Source organism: Bordetella sp. MIP270_01_BMS, from assembly GCF_054958705.1.
In genome coordinates this window covers 3892681-3910085 of the sequence record NZ_CM143297.1, presented here as the reverse complement: position 1 = coordinate 3910085, position 17405 = coordinate 3892681, and the positions used below count along the sequence as shown (strand labels likewise).

16 protein-coding genes are annotated in these 17405 nt (G+C 66.7%); 6 read left to right on the top strand and 10 right to left on the bottom strand.

What is annotated here, in order from left to right; translation table 11 throughout:
- Positions 1–2: 2 nt before the first annotated feature.
- Entirely contained in the window at positions 3–611 is a 609-nt protein-coding gene (locus tag ACV17W_RS18325; RefSeq protein ID WP_462593784.1) for an NAD(P)H-dependent oxidoreductase, read from the bottom strand.
- A 103-nt stretch (positions 612–714) separates the two neighbouring features.
- Here ACV17W_RS18325 and ACV17W_RS18320 point away from each other — a divergent pair, with 103 nt between their 5' ends.
- The 3 genes from ACV17W_RS18320 to ACV17W_RS18310 all read left to right on the top strand — a co-directional run bounded on the left by ACV17W_RS18320 (position 715) and on the right by ACV17W_RS18310 (position 4096).
- Entirely contained in the window at positions 715–1329 is a 615-nt protein-coding gene (locus ACV17W_RS18320) for a TetR/AcrR family transcriptional regulator (RefSeq protein WP_462593783.1), read from the top strand.
- 143 nt (positions 1330–1472) lie between these two features.
- A complete protein-coding gene (locus ACV17W_RS18315; protein WP_462593782.1) occupies positions 1473–2465 on the top strand; it encodes a Bug family tripartite tricarboxylate transporter substrate binding protein in 993 nt (330 codons plus the stop codon).
- Positions 2466–2494: 29 nt separating this feature from the next.
- Positions 2495–4096, top strand: coding sequence for a gamma-glutamyltransferase family protein (locus ACV17W_RS18310; protein ID WP_462596583.1), 1602 nt, complete (start codon positions 2495–2497; stop codon positions 4094–4096).
- A 20-nt stretch (positions 4097–4116) separates the two neighbouring features.
- Here ACV17W_RS18310 and ACV17W_RS18305 read toward each other — a convergent pair whose 3' ends face one another.
- Positions 4117–4617 (bottom strand): MarR family winged helix-turn-helix transcriptional regulator, encoded by a 501-nt coding sequence (locus tag ACV17W_RS18305; protein ID WP_462593781.1) that lies wholly within the window; start codon positions 4615–4617, stop codon positions 4117–4119.
- A gap of 91 nt (positions 4618–4708) precedes the next feature.
- Here ACV17W_RS18305 and ACV17W_RS18300 point away from each other — a divergent pair, with 91 nt between their 5' ends.
- On the top strand, positions 4709–5860 hold the full coding sequence (locus tag ACV17W_RS18300; protein ID WP_462593780.1) for an NAD(P)/FAD-dependent oxidoreductase: 1152 nt from the start codon (positions 4709–4711) through the stop codon (positions 5858–5860).
- A gap of 71 nt (positions 5861–5931) precedes the next feature.
- On the opposite strand, the gene kdgD is transcribed toward ACV17W_RS18300, so the two are convergent.
- From kdgD to ACV17W_RS18275, 5 genes are all read right to left on the bottom strand, one after another.
- Complete coding sequence (gene kdgD, locus ACV17W_RS18295) at positions 5932–6837, bottom strand: 5-dehydro-4-deoxyglucarate dehydratase (protein ID WP_462593779.1); 906 nt, start codon at positions 6835–6837, stop codon at positions 5932–5934.
- Positions 6838–6901: 64 nt separating this feature from the next.
- A complete protein-coding gene (locus ACV17W_RS18290; RefSeq protein ID WP_462593777.1) occupies positions 6902–7651 on the bottom strand; it encodes a FadR/GntR family transcriptional regulator in 750 nt (249 codons plus the stop codon).
- A gap of 83 nt (positions 7652–7734) precedes the next feature.
- A complete protein-coding gene (locus tag ACV17W_RS18285) occupies positions 7735–9348 on the bottom strand; it encodes an argininosuccinate lyase (protein WP_462593776.1) in 1614 nt (537 codons plus the stop codon).
- Between the two features lie 54 nt (positions 9349–9402).
- Positions 9403–9870 (bottom strand): YaiI/YqxD family protein, encoded by a 468-nt coding sequence (locus tag ACV17W_RS18280; protein ID WP_462593775.1) that lies wholly within the window; start codon positions 9868–9870, stop codon positions 9403–9405.
- Entirely contained in the window at positions 9870–10142 is a 273-nt protein-coding gene (locus tag ACV17W_RS18275) for a hypothetical protein (RefSeq protein WP_462593774.1), read from the bottom strand. The genes ACV17W_RS18280 and ACV17W_RS18275 overlap by 1 nt, the downstream gene beginning before the upstream one ends.
- A gap of 146 nt (positions 10143–10288) precedes the next feature.
- Here ACV17W_RS18275 and ACV17W_RS18270 point away from each other — a divergent pair, with 146 nt between their 5' ends.
- Together ACV17W_RS18270 and ACV17W_RS18265 are read left to right on the top strand one after the other, a co-directional pair.
- Positions 10289–10735, top strand: coding sequence for an SRPBCC family protein (locus ACV17W_RS18270; protein ID WP_462593773.1), 447 nt, complete (start codon positions 10289–10291; stop codon positions 10733–10735).
- 88 nt (positions 10736–10823) lie between these two features.
- Positions 10824–11633 carry an alpha/beta fold hydrolase gene (locus ACV17W_RS18265; RefSeq protein ID WP_462593772.1) on the top strand — a complete coding sequence of 270 codons (810 nt, stop codon included), beginning with the start codon at positions 10824–10826 and terminating at the stop codon, positions 11631–11633.
- Here the strand turns inward: ACV17W_RS18265 and pdeM are convergent.
- From pdeM to ACV17W_RS18250, 3 genes are read right to left on the bottom strand one after another with little or no spacing between them, the layout of a single operon-like run.
- Positions 11630–12334 (bottom strand): ligase-associated DNA damage response endonuclease PdeM, encoded by a 705-nt coding sequence (gene pdeM, locus ACV17W_RS18260; protein ID WP_462593771.1) that lies wholly within the window; start codon positions 12332–12334, stop codon positions 11630–11632. The genes ACV17W_RS18265 and pdeM overlap by 4 nt on opposite strands.
- Positions 12315–16364 (bottom strand): ligase-associated DNA damage response DEXH box helicase, encoded by a 4050-nt coding sequence (locus ACV17W_RS18255; RefSeq protein ID WP_462593770.1) that lies wholly within the window; start codon positions 16362–16364, stop codon positions 12315–12317. Before ACV17W_RS18255 ends, pdeM begins: the two co-directional genes overlap by 20 nt.
- A 21-nt stretch (positions 16365–16385) precedes the next feature.
- On the bottom strand, positions 16386–17390 hold the full coding sequence (locus ACV17W_RS18250) for a ligase-associated DNA damage response exonuclease (RefSeq protein ID WP_462593768.1): 1005 nt from the start codon (positions 17388–17390) through the stop codon (positions 16386–16388).
- Positions 17391–17405 lie beyond the last annotated feature (15 nt).

Below are 17405 nucleotides of genomic sequence, written 5' to 3'. Positions count from 1 at the left end.
CGTCAGGCCGGCATCGTTGCCGGCGCTTCGGCCACGCGCTGCCCGATACGCTGCGCGGCCTGCAGCGTCGATCCGGGGTCGGCTGTCTCCGAATCCAGCAACAGCTCGGAGGCGCATACCGTTGCGCCGCAGTAATCAAAAATGCCGTGGTCAATCTGGGTACGCATGGCCTGGTCATAGCCGTGGCGGGCGTAAAGAGCCGCGTCGGCGCCCCCGACACCCACCAGGTATACCCGCAGGCGCCCCAGTTTTTTCTCCAGCTGGGAATCCAGGCTGAAGTCGAATGCCCAGCCGTTGGAAAATACGCGGTCGATCCAGCCCTTCATCAGGCCAGGCATCGACCACCAGTACACCGGGTACACCAGTACCAGCGCGTCGGCCCGGTCGAGACGGGCCTGCTCGGCGGCCACATCGGGCGGTGGCGGGCTCCTGCGGCGGTGCACGGCCAGGTCGCCGGCGCTGAAACGCGGGTCGAACCCTTCGGCGTGCAGGTCGGCCAGCTCCACGGTATGGCCAGGGCGGGCTTCTGTAATGCCCTGGCCCACGCGGGCCGCCACGGCGTGGCTCAGTGATTGGGAATCGGGGTGGGAAACAACGATAAGAGTGTGCATGGAATCCTCGGATGCGGGTTGCAGGCAAGTCGTTGCGGCTTGTATAGTCGAACAACCTACTCCTAGTAACTTACTATTAGTAAGTTACCTTCAGTACATAGCCATGTCAAGCACATCCAACGCACCCGTTGATCCGTCGCCACCCCGCCAGCGCCTTTCCCGCGCCGACCGCCATCGACAATTGCTGGACACCGCGTGGCGGCTGGTGCGCGAAGAAGGCACCGAAGCGCTGGCCCTGGGCCGCCTGGCCGAAGAAGCCGGCGTAACGAAGCCGGTCGTCTATGACCACTTCGGCAGCCGTGGCGGGTTGCTGGCCGCGTTGTACCGCGAGTACGACGCCAACCAGACCGCGCTGATGACCGAGGCTTTGCGCAACAGTGATGACACCCTGCGCAGCCGGGCGGCCGTCATCGCGTCGGCCTATGTGCAATGCGTGCTGAGCCAGGGTCGCGAAATACCGGGCGTCATCGCCGCCCTGGCGGGTTCGCCGGAACTGGACAAAATCAAGCGCGAATACGAAATCGCGTTCATGCAGACCTGCCGCGAAGCGCTGGCCCCGCACGCACCATCGGGCAAGATCGCCAGCGCCGGCTTATGGGCGCTGCTGGGCGCGGCCGAATCGCTGTCGTATGCGGCCGCTACGGGGGCGATCAGCGCCGCGCAGGCCCGGCACGAACTGCAAGAAACCATCGTGGCGATGGTGTGCCGCAACACCTGAGGAGCCGCCCCGTCCCATGCCCGATGCGCATCCATCTAGTTGACGTAGCAACTACTAGCCCGATATGATCGGCAGCGCGAGGCCATACTAGAAGCGCCGCAAGATCAGCGGCCGCCGTGACCCATGCGCCCGGGAGCAAATCGATGACGAGCCAGACCGGCACCCCTATTGTGCGAACACTCTTTCAATGCGTGCTGGGCCTGAGCTTGTCGGCCAGCATGGCGCCCGCGCTGGCGCAGGTCAGCTTTCCTGCAAAGCCAGTGCGCCTCATTGTGCCGGCCCCCCCCGGCGGCGCGGGCGACACGTCTGCGCGTGCTATTGCCCGGCATATGGCCCAGACGCTCGACCAGCAGGTGGTGGTCGAGAACAAGCCCGGCGCAGCCACCACCATCGGCTACAGAAACCTGGCCAATGCGGCGCCCGACGGGTACACGATCGGCCTGGTTCCCGTTGCCGGGGTGGCCATCGCCAGCGTCACCTATAAAGACCTTCCGGACGTCGAGCGCGACTTCTCGATCGTCGCCGGCATTGCCGACGCGCCTCACATGCTGGTGGTGCCGGCCGCGCTGGGCGTGAAGAATGTGCAGGAACTCATCGCCCTGCTGAAAAGCCGCCCGGAACACTACAACTACGCCTCGCAGGGCTCAGGCTCGCTGTCGCACATCGAGTCGGCGGTATTCCTTTCTGGCGCTGGCGTCACTGCCACGCATGTGCCGTACAAAGGAAGCTCGGAAGCGATTCCCGGCCTGATCACGGGCGAAACCAGCATGATGTTCGACAGCGTATCGTCGGTGTTGCCCCATGTGCGCGCAAACAAGCTGGTGGCGCTCGCCACGGCGGCCAGCAACCGCGTGCCCCAGCTGCCTGACGTGCCCACCATGGCCGAACTGGGCTACGACCTGAAGGCCGACAACGCGTTCGTATTGCTGGCGCCGGCCGGCACGCCGCCCGAAAACCTGAAGGTGCTCACCGAGGCCGTACGCAAGGCGGTCGGCGATGCCGGCGTGATCGCCACGCTGGAAAACAGCGGCATCGTCGCCCGGTTCACCGCCCCCGACGCCCTGCGTCCGGTGCTCGCCAAGGAATTCGCCCTGTGGCCGCAACTGGCCACGAAACTGGTGGGCACCTCGAACTAGGCCGCCGAACATCCATCCAGGAACTGATGATGCCTTCATTCAACGGCTCGCAATGGGCTTTCCCTTATACCTCGCAGCGGATGCCGGTGCTGGCCGAGAACATTGCCTGCACCGAACAACCGCTGGCCACCCAGGCGGCGTTGCAGGCGATGGCAGCGGGGGGCAACGCGGTTGACGCCGCCATCGCCGCCGGCATCGCCTTGACGGTCGTTGCTCCTTGCATGAACGGCATCGGCGGCGACGTCTTCGCCATCGTGTGGGACGGCCAGCAACTGCATGGGCTGAATGCCTCGGGCCATTCGCCCGAAGCCTGGACCCCCGAATACTTCGCCAAGTACGAAGCCATGCCCTCGCGCGGGTGGGACTCGGTGACCGTGCCGGGCGCGGTCTCGGGCTGGGTGGCGCTGTCCCGCCGTTTCGGCAAGCTGCCGTTTGCCGACCTGTTCCAGGCGGCCATCCGCTACGCGCGCGACGGCTACATCGTGACGCCCATCGTCAGCAGACAATGGGAAACGCAGATCGCGGATATCAAGCACATTCCGGGTTTCGTCGAGGCATTTGCGCCCGGCGGCCATGCGCCCGCCCCCGGCCAACGCTTCATCTGCCCCGGCCAGGCCGACACGCTTGAAGACATCGCGCGTACCGGCGGCGAATCGTTCTATCGGGGCGCGCTGGCAGACCGCATCGCGGCCTACGCCCGGGCAACGGGCGGGGCCCTGACCCGCGCCGACCTGGAAGCGCACGAAGTCGAATGGGTTGAGCCCATCTCGCAGCAATATCAAGACATCGCACTGCACGAGATCGGTCCCAACGGGCAAGGCATCGGTGCGCTGATGGCCCTGGGCATGCTCGACGCCATCGGCGCCCCTTCCCTGCCGGTGGATTCCGCTGAATACTTCCACGCGCAGATCGAAGCGATGAAGCTGGCCCTGGCCGATATGCATCGCTATGTGGCCGACCCTCGGCATATGAACGAGGTCGACGCGCAAGCGCTGTTGAACCCTGCCTACCTGGCTGCGCGTGCGCGGCAGATCGACCCCGCGCAGGCGCAGTACCCGGGCCCGGGCCTGCCGTTGAAAGGGGGCACCACCTATCTGACCACGGCGGATGCAGGTGGAATGATGGTGTCGTTCATACAGTCGAACTTCAAGGGCTTCGGGTCGGGCGTTGTCGTACCGGACACAGGTATCGCCCTGCACAATCGGGGCTGGGGATTCAACCTGCTGCCCGGCCACCCCAACCAGGTGGGCCCGCGCAAGCGGCCCTTCCACACCATCATTCCGGGTTTCCTGATGCGCGACGGCAAGCCCTTGATGAGCTTCGGTGTCATGGGCGGATCGTTGCAGGCCCAGGGTCACATGCAGGTTGCCGCCCGCATCGCGCATGGCCAGAATCCGCAGGCGGTCGTCGACGCTCCGCGCTGGCGCATACTGGAAGACAACGTCACCGTGCTGGTGGAATGGAACTTCCCGGAAACGGCCGTGACCGAGCTGCGCGCCAGGGGCCATAAGATCGAGGTCGCGCCCCGCTTCTCTGATGAATTCGGCGGCGCCCAGGCTATTGCACGGCTGGCGGACGGCTATGTGGGCGCGTCCGACCACCGCAAGGACGGCCACGCCGGCGGCTGGTAGGCCGGCCGCCCGGGCACGGGTCAGCGCGCCCGGGCGCGCTCGTCGTGCGCTTCCTGGAGCAGCGCTTCGGCTTGATTGATGAGGGTCTGCATGGCTTTGTCAAAGGTGTCGAGTTCGCGCGTGCTGAGGCAGCTGGCCAGGCGCTGCTGCCGCTCGAGGCTGAGCGGCATGCCTTGCTGATATTTTTTGCGGCCGGCGGCAGTCAGGTCGACCAGCACTCGGCGGCCGTCGGTGGGGCTGGCCGCGGTGGCCACCAGCTGCTTTTCCAGCAGTTCGGAAACCGCGCGGCTGACCTGGCTTTTATCGTAACGGCAGAAGTCGGCGATATCCTGTACCGACTGCGGTCCGCCCGTGGCCACGCACAGCAGAACACGCCATTGCCTCACTGAAAGGCCCAGATGCGTATCCAGAATGACTTCGATGCCGCGGTTCAGCAACTGGCTGAGGGTCAGCACCCGGTAGGCCAGCAATTGGGTCGGGTCGACCTGGGGCGTTGCCTTCCTGGTTCGAGATGGCGCCATGGCGACTCCAGCAATGATGACGCGAAGATGATACAGGCAATCGGCGCGACCCCACGCTCCGCATTGCCACACCAACCGGAGGACGCAAACAATGTCCGCAAACCCCTTACATGACTATCTGATCATCGGTGCAGGCATTGCCGGCACCTCGCTGGCGTTTCGCCTGAGCGGCCATGGCTCCGTGATGGTGGCCGACATGGAAAGCCAGGCGGGCTACCATGCCACCGGCCGCAGCGCGGCCATGTTCATGGAAACCTATGGCACCGCCACCATACGCGCGCTCACGCGGGCCAGCCGCGCCTTCTACGAACATCCACCCCAGGGGTTCTGCGAACACCCTCTGTTGGCCGATCGCGGAGTTCTGTACATTGCCCGCGACGGACAGCAGGATCTGCTGGCCGAAACCGCCGCTGCATTGTCTGCCACGGGCGCCAGCATCCAGACGCTGGCTGCCGCCGACGTGCTGGCGCGCATGCCGTGCATCCGTGCCGAGGGCCTGCTGGGCGCCATTTCCGAACCCGACGCCATGGACGTCGATGCGCACGCCGTGCTGCAGGGCTTCCAGAAAGGCGCCCGGGCCGGCGGCGCGGAATTCGCCTTCAATGCCCGCGTGACCCACGCCGAACGCCACGATGGCGTGTGGCAAGTGCAGCTGTCCAACGGGCAGGCCGTTCGCGCCCGCCATATTGTCAATGCGGCGGGCGCCTGGGCCGACCACATCGCGGCCTTATTCGGCGTGGCGCCGGTGGGGCTGACGCCCAAGCGCCGAAGCGCGTTCACCTTCAAGGCGCCCGACTCGGTCGACGCAGCAGATCTGGCACGCTGGCCTGCTGTCGTGGGCATCGATGAAAGCTTCTACTTCAAGCCCGATGCCGGCCAACTGCTCGGCTCGCCGGCCAATGCCGACCCCGTCGATGCGCACGACGTCGTGGCGGAAGAGTTCGACGTGGCGCTGGGAATCGATCGCATCGAGACCGCCACCCACCTGACCATCCGCCGGCCTACGCACACCTGGGCGGGCCTGCGCTCATTCGTGGACGACGGCGAGTTCGTGGTGGGCTGGGATGGGCGCGTGGAAGGGTTCTTCTGGCTGGCAGGCCAAGGCGGCTACGGCATTCAGTCAGCGCCGGGCGCCTCCGTGCTGGCGGCGAATCTGCTGCTGAAGCAGCCCCTGGACGCGACATTGCGCGAATGCGAGGTGGACCCGGCCGTCGTGTCGCCGGATCGCTTCGCGAGTCGCTGACATCCACGCCGGGCGGCGCGGGGCGGACGGCACGGTGCGGCCGCACCGCCCGCCCGCATATGGCTCGCTGTTCAGGAGCCGCAGCGCTCGATGAGCGCCTTCAGCATGTCGAGTTCCTGCGGCTTCAGGTTGGTCAGCGGCGCGCGAACCGGACCGGGCGTATGGCCGATCAGCTGCACCCCCGCCTTGATGATGGATACGGCATAGCCTTTCTCGCGATCGCGAATGGCGGCGAAGGGGAAGAAGAAGCTGTCGAGGATCTGCCCCATGGTGGCGTCGTCGTTGGCATTCAATGCGCGGTAAAAGCGCAGGGCCAGTTCCGGGACAAAGTTGAATACCGCCGATGAATAGGTGCTCAGACCCAGGCCGTTGAAGCCCTGGGCGTACAGCTCGTGCGTGGGCATGCCGCCGATATAGCTGAGCCGGTCGCCCAGTTTGGCGGTGATGTGGCGTACCAGCGCGGTCTGCCCGGTGCCGTCCTTGAACCCGATCAGGTTCGGACAGGCGTCGGCCAGGCGCGCGATGGTCTCGGCCGTGGCCACCGAATTGGAGCGGTTATAGATGATGACGCCCAGCCCCGTGGAATTGCAGACCGCCTTCACGTGCTGGAAGATGCCTTCCTGAGGCACTTCCATCAGATAGTGGGGCAGCAGCAGCAGGCCATCGGCGCCCGCCTGCTCGGCGCGGCGCGCGATGTCCTTGGCCAGCTCCGTGCCGTAGCCGCAACCCGCGATGATGGGCATATGCCCCGACGCTTCTTTCGCGGCGCGGGTCACGTCGCCGATTTCCTGGGGCGTCAGCGAAAAGAGTTCGCCGGTTCCGCCCGCGGCAAACAGCGCCGCGGCGTCGTAGCCCGACAGCCACGCCACGTGCTTCTGGTAACTGGGCAGGTTCAGGCTCAGGTCGTCATGAAAGTGCGTGACCGGAAACGACAGCAAGCCGGACGCGATGCGGGTCTTGATCTCTTGGGGGGACATGCGGGCCTCTGCAAAGTCATAGTATGTATTTGCACATAATCATATTATGACTTTGGCGGGCGCGTCAATCGCCGTGCGCAGGCTCCGGCGGCCGCCGGGTCAGGGCACGGTATCGCTGGATACCGATCAGCAGGTGGCGCCGCATGGCCTCGCGCGCGCGGTCGACGTCGCTGTCGAAGATCGCCTCTGCGATCTCGGTGTGCTCGGCCAGGATGGTGTGATCGCGATTGGGCAGCGGATCGACGCCGCCCATCACGGTTCGGAACTTCACCCGCGGAATCATGCGGCGGCCGATATGTTCCAGAAAGGTCTTGAAGCGCGTGTTGTTGGTGGCCGAAGCGATGGCCATGTGGAAGCGGAAGTCCGACTCGTCGGTGGACTTGCCCTCGGCCATGAGTTGCGCGAAGTGATCCAGCTCGGCCTGGATAGTCGCTTCCTGCGCGGGGGAACTGCGGGCCGCGGCGAGTCCTGCCGCTTCGACCTCGATGCCGATGCGCAGCTCCAGTTCTTCGATGATGTCGGATATTTTGTCGGTGGCGTGCGAAAACAGGCTCAGGGTCTCGCCCGACTGCCTGGGTCCCAGCACGAACACCCCCGCCCCCTGCCGGGATTCCAGCAGGCCGTCGGCCCGCAGCGTGGCCACCGCCTCGCGGATTACCGTGCGGCTGAAGCCGAACTTCTCGACCAGCACTTGCTCGGTAGGCAGCTTGTCGCCCGGCGCGTACATACCGCCTTCGATGCGCGCGCGCAGTTCGTCCGCCACCTGGGACGAAAGGGTTTTCTTGCGTGCCGGAATGGGGGGGGTGGCCTTCATGAGGGTTCCTGCGGCGCTGCGTTGCAGGCGATCATATCACCCGCACGCAGGCATCATACGTTTTGCCGCAGGAACGCCTGGGCTCATTTGGCCGGGGCGCTCGCGATCAGTTGTTCGAACTGCTTGTCCAGCTCGGCCAATGAATTGTTGATATGGGCGCGGCGCTCTTTTACCCAGGCATCGTGCTCGGCCAGACGGGCGCGCGCGTCTTTCAGCATGCGCTGCATTTCAGACGGCTGCGGTCCGCCGCGCGTGGCGCGATGGTTCACGATGGCGACCGGATCGAGCGTCGCCCGGAATTCGGCCTCGCTCATGGGCAATTCCGGCGGGTATTCGGTGCCCTGTACGCCCTCGGCATAAATGCGGCGCGCCTGTTCATACGGAAAATCCAGCGGTTTGATGTTGCCGGCCTTGGCAAACGACACCACCTCTGACGCGAAATGGTGGCCCACCCGGAACGGCAGCCGATATTTGCGCATGAGCACATCGGCCAGCTCCTGCGATGCCGTCCAATCGCTGTTCAGTTCTTCCAGCGCGCGTTCGCGGCTGATCACCATGGCTTTCAACACGCGGTCCCAGCGCTGCAGCACATTGATCGCGCTCTCGACCATTGCGGAATTCTGCCGTACGTTCTTGGGGTCGCTCATGCCGGGAGTAATGTTGTGGGTCTGCAGCACCGGACCCATGGCCAGCGTGAGCGCGGTCGACGCGGCACTGCGCGTGTCGTTCAGGAGCCCCGGATTGCGCTTCTGCGGCATGGCACTCGACACATAGGTGTTGCCGCCGCCTTCTTCCAGCAATATCCAGGGGCGCGCCTGCGCGTATTGCGTCATGACATCTTCAACAAAGTTGCCCGTGTGCAGAGCGATGCTCGTAGCGATAGAGGCCGCTTCCACTGGCTGGTCCATCGATGAAATCTGCGAGGCATCGTAGGCGTTTTCCACCAACGCGCTGAAACCAAGGAACTGCGCCATGCGCTCGCGGTCCAGCGGCCAGCTGGTGCCATTGAGCACCGTGGTGCCCATGGGCGAACGGTCGATCCGCGCATAGGCCTCGCGTATGCGTTGCGCGTCCCGGTCCAGCGCGGCGGCATGCCCCAGCAGATAATGACCGTAGCTGTTCGGCTGCGCCGCCACACCGTTGGTGTAGTTGGGCACCACGGTCTCGACATGCTTCTCGGCCAGGTTCACCAGCGTGGTGGAAGTCGCGTTCAGCTGCTCGGCCAGATCCAGCATCTTGTCGCGCAAGATGGCGCTTCGATACGTGGCGTGCATGTCCTGGCTGGACCGTCCGGCATGCAGTAGAGTGATGTCGGCGCCAGCAGCCTGGATCAGCAGCGGCTCGAAGGTAATGACTGTCGACGGGCGCTTGCCCCCCGGTTGATTGCCCTGGTTGATGACCTGGGCGACTCCGGCCGCCAGGCGTGGCGCCATGGCGCGGTCGAGCAAGCCGTCCTCGCTGTTGATGACCACCGTGGCCTTGTTGATCTCACCCAGCCAGAAGAACGCGTCGCGCGTCGCCGCCGGCCCGTCGGCGGGCTTGAGGGCGGGTTTGGCGGCGGACGAGGCCGCCTGGCCTGCCGTGGGCGGCGCACTGGCGGCGCCCGGAGAAGAGCCGGAAGCCGGCTGGGCCAGGGCCCCGGCGGCGATGAATGGCAAGGCCAGCGCCAGGCCCACACTGCGCAGTAGTTGTCTCATGGCGGTCTCGTTATAAGGGGGTACTGCAGTGTAGCGAGGCCCGCCCCCGTTGTGCTAGTTCGCGCCCGGGCCGGCCCGCGATGCGGCCAGCAGCAGCCGGTCTAGCGCATTGGCGAAGGCTCGCCGGTCGGCCTGGCTGAAGGCAGCGGGGCCGCCGGTGTCGATACCGGCGCTGCGCAATTCCTCCATCATGTCTCTAACCGACAGGCGCTCGCGGATGGTGTCGGCCGTGTAGCGCTCGCCACGGGGGCTCAGCACCAGCGCGTGCTTTTCCAGCACTTGCGCCGCCAGCGGAATATCGCCCGTGATGACCAGATCACCGGCCGCAACGTGCTCGACGATGTAGGCGTCCGCCACGTCGAAGCCGCGTGGCACCTGCACCGCGCGCACCCACGCCGACGGGGGCGTTCGCAGCATCTGGTTGGCCACCAGCGTCAACGAGCGCTCCAAGCGTTGCGCGGCCCGGAACAGGATTTCCTTGATGACCGCCGGGCAGGCATCCGCGTCTACCCAGATATGCATTACCGGCCTTTCAGCGCACTGTCGAGCAAGTCGTTGATCAGGTCGTTCACAGGCACCCCATCGGCATCGGCCCGGGCACGCAGCGCATCGATCAGCGGTTGCCGCAGTTTCACGGGAAAAGGCACCAGCCCGGCGGCCTGGTCCAGTCGCCGTTGTTCACGGCGGTCCGGGGAGGAAGCCGATTCGGCGCCGTAGCGCCCGGGGGGCTGCGCGGCGTTGAGCTTGCCCATCAGCTTCAGGGCTTTATTCTTTTCGAGATCGGTTTTTTTCATCAGGGTTGCCCAGGCAGTTTTCCGGCGGCGATTCCGCCGGCACCCCGCTTGTACCACGCCTGGGGTTTTCCCTTAGAAAAAACTGTCGAAAACCGGCCGCCGCGAACGTCGTAGCCATACATCCACTTTTACAGACAGGTGTCTCCATGCCCAACGGAACTGTAACGCTGCACCGCATACTGCGCGCCCCTCCGGAGCGCGTCTACCGAGCATTCCTGGAAGCCGACGCGCTGGCCAAGTGGCTGCCTCCCTATGGCTACACTTGCCAGGTCCATCACCTGGACGCGCGCGTGGGCGGCAGCCACAGGATGTCGTTCCGGAACTTCAGCACGGGGCACGCCCATTCGTTCGGTGGCGACTACGTGGAACTCGTTCCGTTCGAGACCATCCGCTACACCGACCAGTTCGACGACGCCGGCATGCCGGGCCAGATGCAGGTGACCGTAACGCTGCACGCCGTGTCGTGTGGCACCGAGGTGCACATCCGGCAAGAGGGAATCCCCGAGGCGATTCCGACCGAGATGTGCTACCTGGGGTGGCAAGAGTCGCTGCAGCAGCTTGCAAGGCTCGTCGAACCCGACATCGCCCAGTGAACCGCCTGCCGCGCCGGCGGCCCGCCTGATGGGTATGATCGGCATTGCATCGCCCGATGCCGACTCAACCGTTCTAGTGAAACTGCGCATGCCGACTGTCACGACCGAGGACTATCTCATCGACGCCGGACCAGGCCGGCTATATGCGCGCCGCTGGCGGCCCGAAGCGCCCGCAGAACTGCAGCCGGCCATTGTCCTGTTCCATGATTCCCTGGGCTGCGTCCAGCTGTGGCGCGATTTCCCGCAGCAGCTGGCGCTGGCCACCGGCCGCGAGGTCATTGCGTACGACCGCCTCGGGTTCGGCAGGTCCGACCCCAACCCCCGCCAGCTCGACCTGGATTTCGTCGCACATGAGGCTGGCCAGGGTTTTGCCCGCGTGCGCGAGGCGCTGGCACTGGAGCAATTCGTGGCGCTCGGGCATAGCGTCGGCGGCGGCATGGCGCTGGTCAGCGCGGTGGAACATGCCGCGCACTGCCGGGCCCTGATTACCGAGTCGGCGCAGATGTATGCGGAAGAGCGCACCCTGGCAGGCATCCGGCAGGCCCGCGCCGATTTCGCCCAAGCGGGCCAGCTCGATCGCTTGAAGAAATACCATGGCGACAAAGCGGCATGGGTGCTGAGCGCCTGGGTCGATACCTGGCTGGCGCCCGATTTTGCGAAATGGCGGCTCGACGAATACCTGCGGGCGGTGCGCTGCCCGGTGCTGGCCCTGCACGGCGACGACGACGAGTACGGTTCGCTGGAACATCTGCAACGCATTGCGGCCCTGTCCGGGGCGCGCTCGGTCGTCCTGGAACACTGCGGCCACGTGCCCCATCGCGAGCAGCCCGAGAAGGTCATCGCGCAGATTTCCGGCTGGCTGGAAAGCGTATCCGGATCTCAGGGGCCGGGGCGCTAACCGCGCCGTCTCGCGCCGCCCGCGCGCGGCAGGCCCGGCGCCAGCCTCGTGACCAGGGCCACGGCCGTGCCGTCCACGCAGGCCACCATGGTCTCGCCCGGCCCGCCAGCAACGACGACACCGCCGGTGAATCCGGAAAAGGCGGGCAATACGGTCAACCCCTCGCGCAGCCAGAATACCGGCCAGTTACGCGGCACGCCGGGCACTCGGGCCTGCGGATGCACATGGCCCGCAATGATATGCCGCCCTTCCGGGTCCTCGCCCGGAATATGCCTGAACAAGAACGGACCATCCTCGCATTCGTGCCCCAGCTGGCGCACGCGCAATGGCGCCTGCGCCAGCGCGCGATCATGGTTGCCCGTCAGCGCGGCCACATCCAGCGTTTCATGCAGATCCCGCCATTGCAGCCAGGTTTCGCGCCATGCGGCCTGCGCGGCCGGCCCGTGCAAGAGGTCGCCCACGATCCACAGTTCGCGGGCGCCCGTCGCCCCAACCAGGCGGCTCAGGCGCTGCAGGTCGTGTTGCGTGGCGCCGCTGGGCACGGCGATCCCGGCCTGGCGAAACACGTGGCTCTTGCCCAGGTGCAGGTCGGCGATGATCAGGCGCTTGCGGGCTGGCCAGTACATGGCCCGATCGCCCAGCAGCAGCACGGGCTCGCCCGCCAGCTCGTGGCTCAGGGCATTATCCGCCGATGCGGGCATAACGCTTCTCCAGTTGCTCGGCCGCCCGCTTGACGCGCGCCTGCCAGGTCTCGGTGCTGAGCTGGCCGCGCAGGCTTTCCGTCCACAAGGGAAACGATAGCGGCGTCAGCGCTCGCGGCGAACACAGCATCAGGGTACGTCCGGCACAATCGCGCAGGGCCGCCTGCAGCCGCGGCGCCTCGAGCTGCAGTTCGAACACTTCCCGCTCGGCCTGCGCCAGCAGCAAGTGATCGGGGTCGTAGCGCCGCAGCACGTCATACAGCAATCCGCTGGAAGCCTGCACCTGTCGCAGCGAGCGTACCTCGCGGCCAGGCAACGAAGGGGTCAACAGGCCGGCCACCCGGGCAATCTCGCGAAACTGGCGGCGTGCGAGCTCTCCCAGGTTGACCCCATCGCGCAGGTCTTCGTCCATGCGCTCGGGGCTGAGCAATTTCCGCAGCAGTGCGTCGTCGAGCTCGGCAGGCTGGGCCAGGGTCAGCATCAGGCCGTAATCGTTGACGGTGTACGAGATGGTGTTGGCCTGCAGGCGGCTCCAGCGCAAAGCGATCATGGCTGCCAACCCTTCATGTACCGCGCGGCCGGCGAACGGAAACAGAAACACGTGCATGCCCCTTCGCGTGGCGATCTGCTCCGCGACCAGGCGGCCCGCGCCGGGCAGCGCGCTCGCCTCGCGCTGGATTCGCAACAGGGGCTCGACTGCCTGCATTTCACGGTGAGATCCGGGATTGGAATACAGGTCTTCGACTTCGCGGGCCAGCTGACTGGACAGGGGCATGCGGCCGCCCAGCCACGTGGCGACCGGGCCGTTGCCCCCGCGGGCCCGCCGCACATAGGCGGTCATGCCTTCCAACCGGGCCAGCTGCAGCGTGCGCCCGGCGAACTGGAAGTGGTCGCCCGGCCGCAGCCGCGCTAGAAAGCCTTCTTCCACCGAACCCAGGGCGCCGCCGCGCAGGTATTTCACCATCACCGCACCATCGGCGGTGATGGTGCCGATCGACAAGCGATGGCGCAGCGCAATGCGCCGGTCGTGCACGCGATAGCGCCCGTCTTCGTCCTGCTCCACCCGCCGGAACTCGGGATAATTGCCCAGGGCGCGCCCCCCGTGCACGATGAAGTCCAGCACGGCCTGCCAGGTGGCACGGTCCAGGCTGGCGTAGGCATGTGTGGCGCGGACCTCACGATACAGGCCCTCGGCGTCGAAGCCCCCGCCCAGCGCCAGCGTGACGGCGTGCTGCGCCAGTACGTCGAGGCTGCCGCGCGGGGGCGTACGGGACTCGATGCGTCCATTCTCGATTGCCTGCCGTGCAGCGGCATATTCCACCAGTTCAAGCACTTGCGCCGGCACACAGATCACATGGCCCGACTCCCCGGGCCGATGCCTGGCGCGCCCGGCCCGCTGCAGCAGGCGAGCCACCCCCTTGGGGCTGCCTATCTGCAAGACCTGGTCTACCGCGGGGAAATCCACGCCCAGGTCCAGGCTCGATGTCGCCACCACACAGCGCACCCTTCCCTCGCGCAGCCCCTGCTCGGCGGCCGCGCGCAGCCTCGGATCGAGCGACCCGTGATGCAGCGCCAGCGTAGAAAGGTCTTCCGGCCAGATCGATTCCAGCGCGCGGTGCCATAGCTCGGCCTGGGCGCGCGTATTGGTGAACAGCAGCGTGGCGCGCACGGTGAACAGCCGCTTGTAGACGCGCGCCAGTTGAGCAAGCCCCAGATGCCCGGCCCAGGGCAAGCCGCTGTCGCGCTCGGGCAGCAGCGTCGACACGCGCACCTTGCGCGGACGCGCGCCTGCCACCAGGGCGCTGTGCGGCGCATGCGGCAACAGCACGTCCCGCGCCTCATCCAGATTGCCCAGCGTGGCCGACAGGCCCCAGGCGCGCAATTCGGGCGACAGCGTGCGCAGGCGCGACAGGCAGAGTTGCAACAGCACACCGCGCTTGTTGCCCAGCAGCTCGTGCCATTCATCGATGACCACGCAGCGCAGATGGCCGAAGCGTGGCGCCGAATCCGCATAGGAAAGCAACAGCGAGAGGGATTCCGGCGTGATGACCAGCAGCTGGGCCTTGCCCTGCCGGGCCAGGCGCTTATCGCGCGCGCTGGCGTCGCCGGTGCGCATCGCCACTGTCCAGGACAGGCCCAGTTCCTGGGTTACCTCGGTCAGAGCGCGGGCCGTGTCGGCCGCCAGCGCGCGCAGCGGAGTCACCCATAACACCACGGGCCCCGCTTGCACGGCGGGCTCGCTCAGCGCCTGCAGCAAAGGCCCTCCGATGGCCGCCAGCGTCTTGCCGCTGCCGGTGGGCGTGTGCAGCAGTCCGGACTCACCGTCGAGGTACCGGCGCCAGGTTTCGCGCTGGAACGGTGCGGGACGCCAGCCGCGCGCCTTGAACCAGGCCGCCAGCGGCGCGTCCCAGCCTCGCGGCGTCGCCCTCATCGGGCGAGCGCCCGCAGCGTGTCCAGCTGGTCGGCCTCGGCGGCCGGCTTGTCCCGCCGCCACCGCAGGATGCGCGGAAACCGCACGGCCACCCCCGACTTGTGCCGTCTGGACAGAGCAACCCCTTCGAATCCCAGCTCGAACACCTGCACCGGGTCCACGGAACGCACGGGCCCGAATCGCTCGCGCGTGTGGGCCCGCAGCCACCGGTCGAGCTCCAGTATTTCTTTGTCGTCGAGGCCGGAATACGCCTTGGCCACCGGCATCAGCACACCGTCCTGCCACAGGCCGAAGGTGTAATCGGTATACAGCGTGCTGCCGGCCGTGGCCCGCCTGGGCGTAAAGCAGCACGGCGTCGATGGTGAGCGGGTCGACCTTCCACTTCCACCAATCGCCACGCCGGCGCCCGCTCTGGTAGGGCGAACTCGCCCGCTTCAACATGAAGCCTTCCACGCCGCGCTGCCGCGATTCTTCGCGCAAGGCCCCGGCCGCCTCCCAGCTGGGCAATTCGACAAGGGGCGACAGGCCGAGACGCGAGTCGGGGTGCCGATGCAGCAGCGCATGCAACCGGCCGCGCCGCTCGGCCAAGGGCACATCGCGCAGATCGGTGCCGTTCAATTCAAGCAGGTCGTATGCGAGCATGCGCACCGGGGCCTCGGCCAGCCATTTGGGGCCAGGCTTGAGCCGCTGGATGCGGGTCTGCAAGGCGGCAAAGGCCATCGGCTCGGGTGCGGCGTCCTGCCAGGCCAGCAACTCACCATCCAGCACGCAGTCGACGTCCAGCGCGGCGGCGGCCGCCTCCACTTCGGGAAAGCGGCCGTCCAGCCGTTCTTCGCCGCGCGACCACAACGCCACCTCGCCATGGCGTCGGATCAGTTGTGCGCGGATGCCGTCCCACTTCCATTCGATCAACCAATCGTCAATGCGCCCCAGCGTCGCCGGTCCGCCCTCCAGCGGCGATGCGAGATAGAACGGATAAGGCTGCTGGCGATCTCCCGGCAATTCTTCGGCGCTGAGCAGGTCGCGCAGGAAGGCCGGGCTGGGCTCCCAGGAACCCAGCATGCGCTGCGCGATGCGGGCAATGGGTATGCCGGAAAGCTCGGCCAACGCCTGCTGCACCATGCGCTGCGACACCCCGACGCGCAACGCGCCGGTGAGCAACTTATTGAAGACCAGGCGTTCGTCGAAGGGCAGGCCGAGCCACGCGTCGACGATCACGGCGCGGCGCCGGCTCTCGTCCAGGTTCGCGACGGGCAGCAGGACTTCTTCGATCCAGTCGGCCAGGCCCCGCTCGGGGGCGGGCTCTGCAGGGTCGGGGATCAGCAGCGCCAGGGTCTCCGCCAGGTCGCCGACCTGGTCATAGCTCTCGTCCACCAGCCACGGCGGCGTGCCAGACGCCTCGGCCACCCATGCCCGCATTTCTCCGGTACGCGCGATGGTGCGGCGGGCGCTGCTGATCTTGCCGCCTGCCAGCAGATACAGCGCCCACGCGGCATCGCGCGGCGGGGCATCACGAAAGTACCCCACGAGGGCGGCCCGCTTGTCCAGCGTGGCCGTGCTGCGATCCAGTTCCTGGTACAACGCCGCGAATCGCTTCATGGTTGAGGCCGTCCGCGCAAGCTAGTCATCCTCGCCATACTGGGTCGCCAGGGTTTCGCCGGCCAGTCCGGCTTCGTTCAGGGTGCGGACCAGCGCGTGGGTGTCGCCGTGCGTCGCAATGATGCGGCGCGCGCCCGCCTCGCGTATCGTCTGCAGCAATGCGGGCCAGTCGGCATGGTCGGACACCACGAAGCCCCGGTCCATATTACGGCGGCGGCGATTTCCGCGCAGCCGCATCCAGCCCGACGCGAACCCGTGCTGGGCCTTGCGGAACCGCCGCAGCCAGGCGCTTCCGGCGGCTGACGGCGGCGCCAGCACGAGCTCTCCCGCAAACGCCGTACCCGTGCCGGCCTTCCCCGCATCCGATTCCATCACCAGCGCGGTGTCCGCCATGTCGATGCCGGCCCGGCGATATACCTCGACGCCAGCCGCGATGGCGCCATGCAGATATACCGGACGGTCGAGCCAGGGCTTCAACTCGGCCAGCACGCGCTGCGCCTTGCCCAGCGCGTAGCAATACAGAATGGCAGCCTCGCCGCGGGCGGCGCAATGATCGCGCCATTGCGCGATGTCGCGCGCCACGGCGGCCGTATCGGGCCAACGATAGATCGGCAGCCCGAACGTGGCTTCCGTAATGAAGGTATCGCACTGCACGACTTCGAACGGGGCGCAGGTCGGGTCTGGCTGGCGCTTGTAGTCGCCGGACACGACCCACACCTCGCCATCGACCTCGATGCGCACCTGGGCCGACCCCAACACGTGTCCCGCGGGATGCAGGGACACGCGCGCCGCCCCCAGGGTAAAGGGCTGTCCGTACTCATGAGCATGGTATTCCTGCTCGCCGAGGCGCCACTGCAGTATCGGCAGCCCGACGCCGGCGGTGTGATAACTGCCCATGCCCACACGGGCATGGTCGCCGTGGCCATGCGTGAGCACGGCAGTCTGAACAGGCCGCCACGGGTCTATGTAGAACTGGCCCGCGGGGCAATACAAACCTTCGGGTCGCAACTGCACGACATCTGACATAGGCTCTCCGTTACC

Bases quoted from the DNA above. Each gene is read 5' to 3' on its own strand.
- kdgD (WP_462593779.1), bottom strand. From the start codon at position 6,837: ATGTCCCCCCAAGAGATCAAGACCCGCATCGCGTCCGGCTTGCTGTCG.
- ACV17W_RS18310 (WP_462596583.1), top strand. From the start codon at position 2,495: ATGCCTTCATTCAACGGCTCGCAATGGGCTTTCCCTTATACCTCGCAG.
- ACV17W_RS18290 (WP_462593777.1), bottom strand. From the start codon at position 7,651: ATGAAGGCCACCCCCCCCATTCCGGCACGCAAGAAAACCCTTTCGTCC.
- ACV17W_RS18280 (WP_462593775.1), bottom strand. From the start codon at position 9,870: ATGCATATCTGGGTAGACGCGGATGCCTGCCCGGCGGTCATCAAGGAA.
- ACV17W_RS18255 (WP_462593770.1), bottom strand. From the start codon at position 16,364: ATGAAGCGATTCGCGGCGTTGTACCAGGAACTGGATCGCAGCACGGCC.
- ACV17W_RS18305 (WP_462593781.1), bottom strand. From the start codon at position 4,617: ATGGCGCCATCTCGAACCAGGAAGGCAACGCCCCAGGTCGACCCGACC.
- ACV17W_RS18285 (WP_462593776.1), bottom strand. From the start codon at position 9,348: ATGAGACAACTACTGCGCAGTGTGGGCCTGGCGCTGGCCTTGCCATTC.
- pdeM (WP_462593771.1), bottom strand. From the start codon at position 12,334: ATGCCCGCATCGGCGGATAATGCCCTGAGCCACGAGCTGGCGGGCGAG.
- ACV17W_RS18250 (WP_462593768.1), bottom strand. From the start codon at position 17,390: ATGTCAGATGTCGTGCAGTTGCGACCCGAAGGTTTGTATTGCCCCGCG.
- ACV17W_RS18325 (WP_462593784.1), bottom strand. From the start codon at position 611: ATGCACACTCTTATCGTTGTTTCCCACCCCGATTCCCAATCACTGAGC.
- ACV17W_RS18270 (WP_462593773.1), top strand. From the start codon at position 10,289: ATGCCCAACGGAACTGTAACGCTGCACCGCATACTGCGCGCCCCTCCG.
- ACV17W_RS18320 (WP_462593783.1), top strand. From the start codon at position 715: ATGTCAAGCACATCCAACGCACCCGTTGATCCGTCGCCACCCCGCCAG.
- ACV17W_RS18265 (WP_462593772.1), top strand. From the start codon at position 10,824: ATGCCGACTGTCACGACCGAGGACTATCTCATCGACGCCGGACCAGGC.
- ACV17W_RS18315 (WP_462593782.1), top strand. From the start codon at position 1,473: ATGACGAGCCAGACCGGCACCCCTATTGTGCGAACACTCTTTCAATGC.
- ACV17W_RS18300 (WP_462593780.1), top strand. From the start codon at position 4,709: ATGTCCGCAAACCCCTTACATGACTATCTGATCATCGGTGCAGGCATT.
- ACV17W_RS18275 (WP_462593774.1), bottom strand. From the start codon at position 10,142: ATGAAAAAAACCGATCTCGAAAAGAATAAAGCCCTGAAGCTGATGGGC.